Origin of the sequence: Streptomyces sp. NPDC101165 (assembly GCF_044768135.1) — a bacterium.
In the GTDB taxonomy this organism is placed as follows: Bacteria; Actinomycetota; Actinomycetes; order Streptomycetales; family Streptomycetaceae; genus Streptomyces.
This window is the reverse complement of sequence record NZ_JBIWPG010000018.1, coordinates 81,962-95,721: the sequence shown is the minus strand read 5'-3', so window position 1 is coordinate 95,721 and position 13,760 is coordinate 81,962. Positions and strand designations below refer to the sequence as shown.

At 70.9% G+C, this 13,760-nt stretch carries 8 protein-coding genes; 4 read left to right on the top strand and 4 right to left on the bottom strand.

Annotation, left to right across the window (positions count from 1 at the left end; all coding sequences use genetic code 11):
* The first annotated feature begins 32 nt into the window (after positions 1 to 32).
* Entirely contained in the window at positions 33 to 1,985 is a 1,953-nt protein-coding gene (locus ACIRVH_RS33115) for a helix-turn-helix domain-containing protein (RefSeq protein WP_403960926.1), read from the top strand.
* Positions 1,986 to 2,032: 47 nt separating this feature from the next.
* Here ACIRVH_RS33115 and ACIRVH_RS33110 read toward each other — a convergent pair whose 3' ends face one another.
* Positions 2,033 to 3,412: an MFS transporter gene (locus ACIRVH_RS33110; protein WP_403960924.1), complete on the bottom strand. Its 1,380-nt coding sequence runs from the start codon at positions 3,410 to 3,412 to the stop codon at positions 2,033 to 2,035.
* Between the two features lie 680 nt (positions 3,413 to 4,092).
* Between ACIRVH_RS33110 and ACIRVH_RS33105 the strand changes: the two genes are divergently transcribed.
* Positions 4,093 to 5,736, top strand: a complete 1,644-nt coding sequence (locus tag ACIRVH_RS33105; protein WP_403960921.1) for a M4 family metallopeptidase — start codon at positions 4,093 to 4,095, stop codon at positions 5,734 to 5,736.
* Positions 5,737 to 5,834: 98 nt separating this feature from the next.
* On the opposite strand, the gene ACIRVH_RS33100 is transcribed toward ACIRVH_RS33105, so the two are convergent.
* From ACIRVH_RS33100 to ACIRVH_RS33090, 3 genes are read right to left on the bottom strand one after another with little or no spacing between them, the layout of a single operon-like run.
* Positions 5,835 to 7,190, bottom strand: a complete 1,356-nt coding sequence (locus tag ACIRVH_RS33100; protein ID WP_403960918.1) for an MFS transporter — start codon at positions 7,188 to 7,190, stop codon at positions 5,835 to 5,837.
* Between the two features lie 8 nt (positions 7,191 to 7,198).
* Positions 7,199 to 9,211 carry a PEP/pyruvate-binding domain-containing protein gene (locus ACIRVH_RS33095; RefSeq protein ID WP_403960915.1) on the bottom strand — a complete coding sequence of 671 codons (2,013 nt, stop codon included), beginning with the start codon at positions 9,209 to 9,211 and terminating at the stop codon, positions 7,199 to 7,201.
* A complete protein-coding gene (locus ACIRVH_RS33090) occupies positions 9,208 to 10,581 on the bottom strand; it encodes an acetyl-CoA carboxylase biotin carboxylase subunit family protein (RefSeq protein WP_403960913.1) in 1,374 nt (457 codons plus the stop codon). The genes ACIRVH_RS33095 and ACIRVH_RS33090 overlap by 4 nt, the downstream gene beginning before the upstream one ends.
* Before the next feature lie 284 nt (positions 10,582 to 10,865).
* On the opposite strand from ACIRVH_RS33090, the gene ACIRVH_RS33085 reads away from it, so the two are divergent.
* Complete coding sequence (locus ACIRVH_RS33085; protein ID WP_403960910.1) at positions 10,866 to 12,152, top strand: PAS domain-containing protein; 1,287 nt, start codon at positions 10,866 to 10,868, stop codon at positions 12,150 to 12,152.
* 987 nt (positions 12,153 to 13,139) lie between these two features.
* Entirely contained in the window at positions 13,140 to 13,700 is a 561-nt protein-coding gene (locus ACIRVH_RS33080; protein WP_403960907.1) for a hypothetical protein, read from the top strand.
* Positions 13,701 to 13,760: the final 60 nt, after the last annotated feature.

Here is a 13,760-nt window from a genome sequence, read left to right as displayed (position 1 = left end):
GGGCCGGGCGCACGATGCGGAATCCTGTGACCATGTCTCGCGATCACGTCCAGCCGGCCGAGCGCCCCACCACCGAGGGCGCCACCGGGGTGTCCGACGGCAGCGCGGAGGCCCCGTATCTCGAGCTGCTGGCCCGCGACGCCTCGGTGGAGGCGTACGAGCAGCCGGTGCTGCTCGCCCGCGCGGAGGGACAGCCGGCGGACCGGATCGCCGCCCTGGAGCGCGCCAAGCTCCTCGCCCTGCGTGTGCGTTCGGAACTGGAAGGGCGACGGCGGCGCGAGGCGGAACTGTCGGCGCTCTTCGAGACCGCTCACGACCTGGCAGGGCTCAGGGACCTGGACGCCGTCCTCCAGGCGATCGTGCAGCGCGCCCGCTCCCTGCTCGGCACGGACATCGCCTACCTCAGCCTCAACGACCCGGCACGCGGCGACACCTACATGCGCGTGACCGAGGGCTCGGTCTCCGCCCGCTTCCAGCAGCTGCGCCTCGGCATGGGCGAGGGGCTCGGCGGACTCGTCGCCCAGACCGCGCGGCCGTACGTCACGGACGACTACTTCCAGGACGGCCGCTTCCAGCACACCCTCACCATCGACGCCGGCGTCCACGACGAGGGCCTGGTCGCCATCCTCGGTGTGCCGCTGATGCTCGGCCCGCACGTCATCGGAGTCCTCTTCGCCGCGGACCGGCGGGCCCGCGTCTTCGAACGCGAGCAGATCGCCCTGCTCGGTTCCTTCGCCGCGCTCGCCGCGGCCGCCATCGACACCGCCAACCTGCTCACCGAGACCCGCGCGGCCCTCGCCGGGCTGGAGCACGCCAACGAGATCATCCGGGACCGCAGCGCCGTCATCGAGCGCGCCTCCGACGTGCACGACCGGCTCGCCGAACTCGTGCTGCGCGGCGGCGGGGTGCACGACGTGGCCGCGGCCGTCTCCCAAGTCCTCGACGGAACGGTCGAGTTCACCGAGGCCGGTACCGCACCGGCCGAGCCTCTGGAGGCGTCCCGTGCCGAGGGGCACGCCGTACGGCACGGGAGCGACTGGATCGCCGCGGTGACCGCGGGCGGCGAACTCCTCGGCGCGCTGGTGCTGCGCGGCCACCCCGGCCTCGACCCGGTCGACCAGCGCACCCTGGAGCGCGCGGCGATGGTCACCTCGCTGCTCCTGCTGGCCCGCCGCTCCGCCTCCGAGGCCGAACAGCGTGTGCGGGGCGAACTGCTGGACGACCTGCTCGACGCCCGCGACCGGGATCCACGCCTGCTGCGCGAACGCGCCGCCCGGCTCCACGCCGACCTGGACGCCACCCACGTCGTCCTCGCGACCCGCCTCGACGGCCCGGCGGCCGACGCCGACGAGGAAGCCGCCGCCCGCCGCCGCCTGTGGTCCGCCGCCTCCCACCTCGCCGCCACCCGGCACGGTCTGGCGGCGGCCCGCGACGGCGGCACGGTCCTGCTGCTCCCGCTCGCCGCAGGCGACACCGCCACGGACGTGGCCCGCCGTACCGCCCGCCACCTCGGCACGGCCGTCCACCAGCCCGTCACGGTCGGCGCCTCCGCCCCCGTCACCGACCTCGCCGCCCACCCCGACACCGTGGCCTCCGCCTACGCCGAGGGCCGCCGCTGCCTGGACGCGCTGCACCTCCTCGGCCGTGACGGAGACGGCGCGGCGGCCGAGGACTTCGGCTTCCTCGGTCTGCTCCTCGCGGGCGAACGGGACATCGGCGGCTTCGTGGACCGCACCATCGGCCCGGTCGTGGCCTACGACGCGCGCCGTGGCACGGAGCTGCTGCGCACCCTGGACGCGTACTTCGACTGCGGGCTGAGCCCGGCCCGCACCAAGGACGCACTCCACGTGCACGTGAACACGGTCGCCCAGCGGCTGGAGCGGGTGGGCCGCCTCCTGGGCGAGGACTGGCAGAGCCCCGCCCGCGCCCTGGAGATCCAACTGGCCCTGCGCCTGCACCGGTTGGCGGCACCGGTACGGCGCTGACCGGCCCCCGCACGGGGGCCGGTCGTCGGATCGCGCCGTCGCGCCGGTCAGACCGTCCGAGCGTCGGCCGCCGCACTCACGGCGGTCTGATCGCCGTCCCCGGCCTCCACCTGGGCGAGATCCCGGTGACGGGTCTCGCGGGCCACGCCCACGGCGATCAGCGTCAGCACGGCGGCCGCGATCACGTACAGCGCGATCGGGGTGGAGCTGTCGTAGTCGGCGAGCAGCGCGGTGGCGATGAGCGGGGCGGGCGCACCGGCCGCCACCGAGGCGAACTGGGCACCGATGGAGGCACCGGAGTACCGCATCCGGGTGGCGAACATCTCGGCGAAGAAGGCGGCTTGGGGCGCGTACATCGCACCGTGCAGCACCAGCCCGACGGTCACGGCGAGCACCAGGTACCCGAAGGAGCCGGTGTCGACGAGCGAGAAGAACGGGAATATCCACAGACCCACGCCGGCCGCGCCCAGCAGGTACACCGGCCGCCGCCCGACCCGGTCGGAGAGCGCGCCCCAGGCCGGGATCACGGCGAAGTGCACGGCGGAGCCGATGAGGACGGCGTTGAGCGCCGTCTGCTTCGAGACGCCGGCGGACGTGGTGGCGTACACGAGGATGAAGGCGGTGATGACGTAGTAGCTGATGTTCTCCGCCATGCGGGCGCCCATGGCGACGAGCACGTCCCGCCAGTGGTGCCGCAGCACGGAGACGATCGGCAGCTTTTCCGTCTCGACGGACCGCCGTGACTCGGCCCGCTCCAACGCCTCCTTGAAGACAGGCGATTCATCGACAGAGAGTCGAATCCACAAACCGATGATCACCAGCACACCGGAGAGCAGGAACGGGATCCGCCAGCCCCAGGTGCCGAAGGCGTCGTCCGAGAGCACGGCGGTGAGCAGCGACAGCACACCGGTGGCCAACAACTGCCCGGCGGGCGCCCCCGTCTGCGGCCACGCGGCCCAGAACCCGCGCCGCCGTGCGTCCCCGTGCTCGGACACCAGCAGCACGGCGCCACCCCACTCACCGCCGAGCGCGAACCCCTGCACCAGACGCAGCGCGGTCAGCAGCACCGGCGCGGCGGAGCCGACGGTCGCGTGCGTCGGCAGCAGCCCGATGGCGAAGGTCGCCCCGCCCATCAGCAGCAGGCTCAGCACCAGCAACTTCTTGCGCCCCAGCCGGTCACCGTAGTGCCCGAACACGAGCGCACCCAGCGGGCGGGCCGCGAACCCGACGGCGTACGTCAGAAACGACAGCAGCGTCCCGACGAGCGGATCGGAGTCCGGAAAGAACACCTTGTTGAACACCAGCGCGGCCGCGGAGCCGTACAGGAAGAAGTCGTACCACTCGATGGTGGTGCCGATGAGGCTGGCGGCGACGATGCGGGGGAGGCTGGCGGGGGGTGGGGGAGCGGATGCTGCTGCGGAGGCCATGTGCGCCACTTCCTCGTGTGCGGTGGGGACGGGTACGTGTCGGCACACCGTAGGAAGAGGCAGGTCAGGGGCACATATGGTGGGGCAACATAGTTCGGGGGTTGGTTATGCGTGTGGCCACCATGCCAGCTTGGCGGCATAGGCGCGGGCGAACCTCACTGCACCTGTCTCTGTGCGCTGCCCGTGAAGGCTGGGTGGGGGAGTTGTCGTATCTGGTCCACGCGCGTAGCGGATCCTGTCGAGACTGAGGTTGCCTCGTGTGTGTATCTCCAACCCCCCACGCTCTATGGAGACTTCATGCACCCCGCCGATTTCGGCCTGCTTGCCACTGCCCTGACCCTGAGCGGAACAGGTGCCGCCGCAGGCCCTGACTGAGCCTCCCGCACCGCCCTCTGACCTCCGGTGCCGATGGTTTGCCGGAGTCCTCGAACAGTTCGAAGTCGGAGAACGCGTCGGCCCGCGGATGCAGTGTCCGCGAGGGCCGCAGTCGGCATGCCCTGAGCCCCCCTCGGACCTCGTTCGGGGATTGGCGCTTTGTCATCGACATCATCTTGATGGTGATGGCATGTACATGCCATTCATGGCACCCTCTCTCCCACCGCCGCACGAGCACGACAACATCCACAACCGTCCAGGTCGGCCCCATACCGGCCGGACGTTCCCCCCACAAAGGAGCTTGTGTGACCTCCCGTGACACACGCAGCCGGCGCACCGCTTTGGCCGCGGCCACAGCCGTCGCCGCCACATCGGCACTTCTGAGCACCGCGCTCACCACCACTGCCACCGCCCAGCCCACCGCCGGTCCCGCCCGCCTTGCCGCAGCTCCGGTCACGCTGTCGGCGGCCGCCCGTACGGGTCTGCTCCAGCAGGCGCAGGCCGACGCGGCCGAGACCGCGCAGCACATAGGCCTCGGCGCCAAGGAGAAGCTGGTCGTCAAGGACGTCGTGAAGGATGTGGACGGCACCGTCCACACCCGCTACGAGCGCACGTATGCGGGCCTGCCGGTGCTCGGCGGCGACCTGGTCGTCCACACCACCAAGTCCGGCCGGACCGAGGGCATCTCCACTGCCACGAGGGCGAAGCTGAAGCTAGCCTCGCTCACGCCGCGGATCGCCGCCGCCAAGGCCGAGAAGCAGGCCCTGGGCCTGGCCGAGGCGGCGGGGTCGGCGAAGACTGCCGCGGACCAGGCTCCGCGCAAGGTCGTATGGGCGGTGAGCGGCGAGCCCGTCCTGGCCTACGAGACGGTCGTCGGCGGCTTGCAGGACGACGGCACCCCGAACCAGTTGCACGTCATCACCGACGCCGCCACCGGCAAGAAGCTCTTCCAGTACCAGGGCATCGAGACCGGCGTCGGCAACACCCACTACAGCGGCAAGGTGGACCTGTCGACGACACAGTCGGGCTCGTCCTACACCCTGACGGACGCCTCGCGCGGTGGTCACAAGACCAACAACCTCGACCACGGAAGCTCTGGCACCGGCACGCTGTTCTCCCAGTCCAGCGACACCTGGGGCGACGGAACGGTGTCGAACGCGGCGACCGCCGCCGCGGACGCCGCCTATGGGGCGCAGGAGACCTGGGACTTCTACAAGAAGGCCTTCGGTCGCAGCGGCATCAAGAACGACGGCGTGGGCGCGTACTCCCGCGTGCACTACGGCAACTCGTACGTGAACGCGTTCTGGGACGACAGCTGCTTCTGCATGACCTACGGCGACGGTGAGGGCAACAATGACCCGCTCACCGCGCTCGACGTGGCCGGGCACGAGATGAGCCACGGTGTCACGTCCAACACCGCCGGGCTGGAGTACACCGGTGAGTCCGGCGGTCTGAACGAGGCGACCAGCGACATCATGGGGACCGGCGTGGAGTTCTACGCCGACAACGCGTCCGACCCGGGTGACTACCTCATCGGCGAGAAGATCAACATCAACGGCGACGGCAAGCCGCTGCGCTACATGGACAAGCCCAGCAAGGACGGCGGCTCCGCCGACTACTGGTCCTCCAGCGTGGGCGGCCTGGACGTGCACTACTCGTCCGGCGTCGCCAACCACTTCTTCTACCTGCTGTCCGAAGGCAGCGGCGCGAAGACGATCAACGGCGTGAGCTACGACTCGCCCACCCAGAACGGCTCCACGGTCACCGGCATCGGCCGGGACAAGGCGCTGCAGATCTGGTACAAGGCGCTGACCTCGTACTTCACCTCGACGACCGACTACAAGGGCGCCCGCGCCGGCACCCTCAAGGCGGCATCCGACCTCTACGGTGCCTCGAGCACCGAGTACAAGACGGTCGAGGCCGCCTGGTCCGCAGTCAACGTGAGCTGATCCTCACAGGCCAGGGACGGCAGCCGGGCCCCCGGGTGCCGTCCCTGGCCCTCGACGTCATTGCCGGTACCGCGCCCAGTGGCCTGCTCGGGGAGGCGTCAGGGGTGAGGGGCCACGCCCTCGTCGACGGGCAGCGCTACGGGCTCCTCCACCGGCTGTGCGACTGCCTCGGCGGAGGCCGCGTCGGCACCGTGTGCTCCACGCGTCCCACGCGGGGCCGGTGCCGGACTCACGCGGCGCAGAGCCAGATGCAGCACCGGTATCAGCACGCAGGTGACCGCGGCGGACTGCCACAGAAGCGCGTCGAGCCGGCCCGCCGCCAGATAAGCGCCCGCGGCCACTGCCGCCACCGCACACACGCCGCGGTCCACGATGCTCTCCACCGACAGCAGCGTGGCACGCGGGGCCCCCTTCGGGATGGCGTCGTTGATGAGCTTGCGCTGTACCGGATAGCCGAACCCGGTGATCGCAGCGAACGCACACAGCAGCCCGACCACGGCCCAGGGGCCGCCGACAGTGGTGCCGGCGAGTGCGGCGGCGAGCGCGACGCTCAGCAGGGACACCCAGGCCGCGGGCGACAACCGCCGGCTCAGCCACTGGGGCCGCGCGGAGGTCACCGCCTCGGCGACCGTCATCGCAGCGAGGACACTGCCGTGGCTGCTTTCTGCGATGCCGTGCTCGAGCAACACCGGCTGGAACAGATTGACCTGGCAGATCCGCGACAAGGTGAAGACCGCCACGCCCTGCACCATGAGCAGGGCCAGCCACGGCGACGACCGAACGGTGCGCAGGGCGGCGCCCGTGTCCCGCAGCAGAGCTCCCCTCCGCCGCCCCCGAGTGCTCGCCCCCGTGTTGCCGGCGGCGATCCGGGGCAGGGCGAGGGCGCAGCCGAGAGAGCCCGCCGCGCTCGCCGCGCTGAGCACGTACGGCGACTGGTGGGCCACGGACATCAGCGGTCCGACGAGCGGCCAGCAGACGACCTTGGCGGCGAGCCCGAGGGCACGCGCCGTTCCCTCCGCCCTGAGGTAGTGGGCGTCCGCTCCCTCGGCGCGCAAGCCGTCGTACAGGCAGGCGCTCGCCGCGCCCGAGGTCAGGGAGCGCCCGGCGGCGATCGCGAGGAAGTGCACGAGGAAGCCCGTGTACGAGGGCGCCAGCACCGGCACCATGTTCGCCGCCGTCATGACCACCGCGCCCGCGCGCAGGCAGTTGCGGGCACCGACGCGGTCGGCGACGACTCCCGTGGGTATCTCGAACAGGCAGAAGGCGACGTAGTAGATGCTCTGGATGCCGAAGATCTGGCCGTCCGACAGACCCGCGGCACGCTGGTAGGCGTAGAACACGGGCATCCACCACAACAGGTTGAACAACAGCTGGAACCCGTTGTTGAGGCGGATGATGCGGCGGGCGGCCGGGGTCATGGCCGGATCCGCGGAGCGGCGCCACACAGAGGTCATGGAGCGCCTCACCGGGCGTACGGGCGGACCTGGACCAGTTGGAACGCCCCCTCGGTGGTCATGAGCCACTCGATGTCCAGCGCGTCGTCGGGGTCGCCCACGCTGAAGTGGGACTGCAGCAGACGCCCCACCAGGGCCAGTTCGCCCAGTGACGTGCGGGTGTCCGACGGGAGGTCCTCACCCGACGAGCCGACGTCCACGGTGCGCCCGCCGCCCTCGACCGTGTTGTACAAGTACTGGTGGGGCAGGACCTTGCCGTCGACCACCCGCTCCGGCGAACCGGCCGTGCAGTTGACGTACACGTTGCGGAAGTCCTCACGCCGGGTCGGATTGCAGGTCACCAGCACACCCCCGAGATCGGCGGGCACGTACTGCTGGATGATCACTCCCATGTAGGTGTCGTCCAGCACGATGCCGGCCTCGTGCCGCAGACGTACGCTCCGTGGCGACAGCAACGACGTCCACACCTGCCGCACCGCGTCCAGCAACTGCTCCTCACCACGCACGGTGGTCACCGAGTCGTAGATCCCGGCCGCCGAGAAACCGGGCAGGTCCTCGGCGTTGGAGGACGAGCGCACCACGAGACGACGTCCGTCGGCCAGCAGACCCGGCACCGCGCCGGTGACGGCCCGAGCCACCTCGTCGGGGATCGGCGTGCTGTGCATCAGGCGCTGCAGGTCCAGACAGAGGGAGTCGATCACGTCGAGCGCTTCGAGTTCGAGCGCCATCTTCAGCTTGCCGATGCCCTGCTGCAGAGCGCTCGACGACGTCAGGAAGAGATGGTGCAGGCGGAACGGGAGCGCCACCCCCTCGGGTGCCCGGACGGTGGCCGCCACGCGTTCGGCCGCCGCGGCCTGCAGCCGTTCCACGGGCGCTGCCGGCACGCCGAGCCGTAGGGCCAGGTGGGTGAGCAGATCGGGCCGCGGCGGGCGCGGGCGTGCGTAGAACGCGGTCAGGTCCGCCGTGCGGCTGTCCAGGACATGGTGCAGTTCGCCGAGGTTGGCGGCCTTGGTGCCGTAGCTGTCGCGGTCGGCGCGCCGCAGCCGGTGCAGAGCCATGATCGGCGCCTCGTCCAGCAGGGGTGCGTCGATGCGGATGCGCTGCTGGTGCCAGACCGGCCTCTCCAGGACCGGGGCGTCGGACAGACGCTCCAGGGTGATGGCGTCCTCGGACACCCGGTAGCGGACCCACGCGCCGTCCAGTCCGTCTCGCCGCACCAGAGCGTCCAGGTCGCGGACGATGGCGTTCGGGATGCCCCAGCCCGACGCCAGGACGTTGGTGTGCGAAAGCGGCGTCGTGGGCTCCGTGTTGACGAACCCCGCCACCCGGGGCACGTCGTCGGGCAGGCAGGCCATCGCGACGATGTCCGCCCAGCCGAGCTGTGGGGCGGCGCTGCGGTACTCCGCCAGATGGCGAAACCAGCGCAGTCGGCCTTCAGTCACGCCCGGGTTGAGGCAGGTCCGGGTCCGGTTGCCGAACAGCTCCTGGCTGAGGATGCGCGGTACGCGTGCCTCACTGACCGAGGCGAGTTCGTGCTCCTGCCCGTGGTTCGCCGGTTTCAGCAGCAGGGGAAGCCGTCCGTCCACCCTTGCGCGAACGTAGTGGTGGAACTCCTCCAGCAGTGCGGCGTGCATGGTGTCCGCCTCGGTCGTCTCCAGGACCAGGAAGGGCCGCTCGGAACCCTCGGCGTCCTCGTCGCTGTGCAAGGACAGCACCCCGAGCAGGAAGCGGCGGTCAGGTGCCATGTACACGGATGCGTTGAACGCGTCCAGAGCTGTGTCGAGTTCGTCCATCCTCATGCCGAGGATGCGCGTGGCGATGTAGTCGACGTGGAAGGGGTGCACCCGGGTGTCGAGCAGGTGCCAGGTGTCCTCGGACCTGTCCACCACGATCTTCAGGTACGGGTGTCCGGCGAGCACGCCGGACAGCGCGCGGAACAACGGCAGCGAGAGGTTGGCGCCGACGACGGTACGATCGCCCGCCGTGTCGGGGATGTCGGCCTTGTGCGGTGCGTGGGTCATGGCCGGGCCCCCTCGGTGGCGTCCGTGGGCAGGATGCGCGGCAGCGCGTCGACCAGGGCGGTGAAGTCACTGACGACGGACTGCGGCCGGTCCGCCGACAACAGGCACAGGCCCGCCATGGTGTTGGCTCCGGCGGCAGGCTCGTAGACCGGCACGGGGGCCCCGTCCGGCAGAGAGCTCTCGCGGACGACGGACAGCGTGCTGCCGGCGCTGACCGGCGCCGAACGGACGACCGCCGAGGCGTCCCATCGATGGCGGCGGGGCCAAGGGGTGCCGTCGCCCTGCACGGCGAGGACCACCAGCGATCCGGCCGCGCCCGTGGCATCCTCGGGTGTCAACGCCCGTGCGGGCCAGGCGGGTGAGCCGCCGAGCAGCTGGTCGGTGAACATACCGATCAGATCCAGGCCGAAGACCTCCTCGATCTGCGGCACGGTCATCGCCCCGCCGAACCGCGCGGCCGTCTCGATGACCCACATTCGGCCTTCCCTGCCCAGCTTGATCTCCGTGTGGGTGCCGCAGTTCTCCAGCCCCAGGGCATCCACGGCGTGCCGGGCGAGGTCCACGATGGTGTGCTGGGCCTCGCTTCCGACGGCGGCCGGGGTGATGCCGGCGCGCTCGGTGAAGGGCGCCACCGTCGGCATCCGCCCGCTCAGGCAGACGGGGCGGAATTCTCCGTCGACGACCACGCCCTCGACGCTGACGTAGTCACCCCAGCCGGGGCCGTCGAACCACTCCTCGGCACATCCTCTGACGATCTCCTCGACGATGAAGTCCTCCGAGGCGCCGGGAACGTGCAGTTCCGCGAATCCGAGCAGTGCGGACTCGGCCATCACCGCGCGCGACCGCTGCCAGGCGGCCGGCGCGTCCGCGGGCCGCTCGATGATCTGGTGTGCGGTCGAGCCGGCGCTCCAGGCCGCTTTTAAAAGTAGTGGACATGACAACTCGATGGTCGCGCGCTCCAGTTCGGCCGCGCCGGTGACGGCGCGGAACCGCGGCTGCGGTATGTCGCGGCTCTCCCACGCGGCGCGCATCAGGCGCTTGTCGCGGGCGAGGGCGGCGGCGGGACCGGCACCCCTCAACCCGAGCTGCCGGGACGCCTCGGCGACCGCGACCACCGCGTACTCCGAGAAGGTGACAACGGCGTCCGCCCCCACCTCGCGGGCTCGGGCGGTGATGAGCTCGGCCAGGTCGCCACCGCGGGCGTCGAGGGGTGTGACGACCGACGCGCACAGCCTCGCGGCGTCAGAGGCCACGGGGGCGGGCAGTTCGCTGAGCGCCAGTAGGTGCACCGCGGACCTCGCGGCCACCCGCGTCAGGGCATGGCCCACCGGAGGGCCGCCCTTGGCATGCACGTACAGCACCTTGTCCACGGAACTCCAACTCCTTTGCTGTCGTCGGGCGGTCACTGGGCCGCCCACGCCGTCTCCCTCAAGCGAACCAGCACCTGCCCGCGTCCGAGGCGCCGAGATTCCCGAAGCACTCAGGCAAATGCCTTACTGCTGCCGCCGATCCGCGCCAGGTGAGGGTGTGGTCATGCGCTAGCGCCGCCGACCCACAGCACGGAGCGTCTGCCCCGCTCGCATGCCCCATCCCCTACGGGATACGCATGAGGTGTCACCCAAAGTGATGTGGTGCAGGGTTGAAGGAGTTGGACGTGGACGAAGCTGATTTCAAGGCGTTACTCGCGCCTCTTGCGGTGTCCTGGTGGGAAGCCGACAGCGGCCTGAGCGTGGTCGACAGCGGGGGCGCCGCGTTCGACGACCGGCGCGCCACCCGCCGGTTCCTCGAGGCCCTCCACGCGGACGGCGGCGGCCCGTCCGGCGCGTCCGGCTGCGGCCCGTACCGTGCGTGTTTCGAGGGCAGAACCTTCCACGTCCACTGGCCGGAACTCGGCGGCGGGCCGGGACGGCACGGCAGCAGGGGAGTGGCGATCGAGGTGGTCGACCGGCCGGACGACGACCCGTACGCCACCTTCGCCGACCTCGCCCCGGCCGCGGCATTCGTGCGCGACGCCACGGGCCGTTACCTGTGGGCCAACCATGCCTATGCCCACCTGTACGGCACCACGCGTGACGCCGTGATCGGCCGTCACCTCGCCGACGTCGACGAAGCCGGTGACATCACCCGGTTCCTCGCCCTCGACCAGGACGTCCTGACGCGCGGCCGGCCGGTACGGCACACCCTCACCTACCGGCGCGTCGACGGTTGCTCGGGCCGTGCGGCGGGCTACCGCTTCCCCGTCCGCTGGGGCGCGGCCCGCTGTGTCGCGGGCATCTACGTCGACGTCACCGACTACGCCCAGGTGCTGGACCAACGACACCAGGCCGAGGCCGACTTACAGGCCCTGCGCGACCACAGCGGACTGCTCTGCGTCCGCCTGACCCCGGACGGCCGGGTCAGCGAGGCCGGCACCGTTGTCGCCGATGTCCTGCGCATCCGGCTCTCCGACCTGATAGGCCTGCCGGCCGACACCTTGCTCGCCAGGACACCCGAACGGAGCGCCCTGCACCGGATCTGGGACGACCTGATCAGTGGCCGGCGCCGAAGCGCCCGCACCTGTGCCGTACTCGTCGACCAGGACGGCCGGCGGCGCCGGGCCCGAATCCATCTGAGCACCGTGTGCGGTACGACCCCCGGTGTGTCCGGCGTGTGGGCCGTCGGCACTCACCTCGGCCTGCCCCATCAGGCCCGACCGGATCTGACGGCCGCCCAGGTCCGCATACTCGCCCTGCTGGCGGCCGGGCACAGCAACGCGGACATCGCAGCGACGCTGTGCCTGTCCCGGCAGACGCTGGACTACCACCTGAGCCGCCTGCGCGCCCTGCTCGACGCCGCCACCCGCCCGGCGCTGGTCGCCCGAGCCTACGTACTCGGCATCCTCTCACCACAGACCTGGCCGCCCCGGTCCTCGACGGCGGCGCACCCCGCAAGCCCGGTCTGAACGCTCCGCTCCCGTGGACTTCCGTGATCACCTACGTGATTCCACGGACTCGAAGCCATGCTGTGCGCGGCAGAATCGGCGTCCAGGCCGACCGAGGAGACCGGCGCCCACGGAAGCATCAGGGGAGCACCACAGGCATGCTGGACCGGCTGGACAACTGGGGCACCTGGCTCCGGGCGAAACGGGATGGGGAGGACGGCGGCGGTCTGGTCCCCGAGAACGACGCCGGCCAGGACATCCTTCGAAGCGGGTTCGAGCCGTGCCTGTCGGCGGTTCTGCGTCTGTCGGCGTGGTGCGACGCGGTCAGAGGCGACAAGTGGGATCCCCGCTGGTTCATTACGCGGCTGGCCCGCGCGCGCCGGCTCGCCCGCGCGGCTGAGCTGGCGTACACGATCAGCGATCAGAACTGCCGGGGCGACGTGCTGGTGGAACTGGTGCAGGCCGCGGCCGGCGCCGGAGATCTCCGGGGCGCCCAGGCACTGGTCGAATCGATTCCCCAGCGTCCGCTGCGGGATCGGGCAATGGTCGCCCTGCTCCTGTCGTGGGCCCGTACCGGCGCACACGACAGGGCTGCGGCCCTGGCAGAAGGGCTCCGTTATCCGCACGAGCAGCTCAGGGCCTGGGCCATGCTGGCGAAGGTGGCGGCCGGCAACGGCGACACCCGTCATGCGCTCAGGTTCGCCGCTCGTGCCGAGGAGATGAGCCGTCACGTCCCCGCCGACGAGCTGTGGTCGGTGAACGTACTGGTCCTGCTCGTGGAGGTGGCCGCGGCCACCGGCGACCAGGTCCGGGCCGGTGAGTTCGCCGACCGCGTGGAGAACTTCGCACGATCCTGGAAGAACCGTTACCGGCGGCTCGACCCCGAGAAGGAGCGGATGCTCGCGGCGGTCCTGGCCTCCGAAGCCCGCAGAGGAGACCTGGACCGGATCGACGCTCTCCTGCGTCGCTCCCCCGAGAACACCCCTCGATGGCGAGGTCCTGGCGGCGGTGCTGGACGCGGTCTCCGACACCGCAGGTCAGGACGTGGCCCTCGCCCTGGCCGACCGGGCGGAGACACTGCTCGGCACGGACGACGACCTTTTCGGCCGGGACGATCTGCTGAGGGCAGTGACACTCCTGTTGGCCCGGCACGGGCAGGTGGAGCGGGCCACAGCCCTCACCGACTCGATCGACTCTCCTGATGTGCGCGCGCAACGGCTGGCACACATCGTCCGTGAGGTCGCACGCCGCGGCGACTGGGACCGGGCCGAGGCCGTCGCCCACTCGATCGCCTGCCGCTGGGCACAAGCCGAGGCGCTCGTCGAAGTCGTCCGGGAACTCGCACGCCACGGCAATGGGGACCGGGCCGAGGCACTCGCCCGCTCGATTCCCTACCGCTCGCCCCGAACCGAAGCCATGGTCGTACTCGCCACGTCGGCAGAGCCTTCCCAGGCCCGCAGATTCGCCGCACAGGCCGTGGTCCTCGGCGGCTGGGCCCCTGTCTTCAGGCTCCTGGACCGGATCGCGCCCGGTTCAATGGCCGCCGTCGTCGATCAGGTGATGAGCTGATGTGCGCAGAGTGGCTGCGAGATGCCGTGCGCCCCGGTCGTCAGAGTTGATGGAGAGTTC

Coding starts and splice junctions, on each gene's coding strand:
- ACIRVH_RS33115 (WP_403960926.1), top strand. CDS start 33: ATGTCTCGCGATCACGTCCAGCCGGCCGAGCGCCCCACCACCGAGGGC.
- ACIRVH_RS33110 (WP_403960924.1), bottom strand. CDS start 3,412: ATGGCCTCCGCAGCAGCATCCGCTCCCCCACCCCCCGCCAGCCTCCCC.
- ACIRVH_RS33100 (WP_403960918.1), bottom strand. CDS start 7,190: ATGACCTCTGTGTGGCGCCGCTCCGCGGATCCGGCCATGACCCCGGCC.
- ACIRVH_RS33095 (WP_403960915.1), bottom strand. CDS start 9,211: ATGACCCACGCACCGCACAAGGCCGACATCCCCGACACGGCGGGCGAT.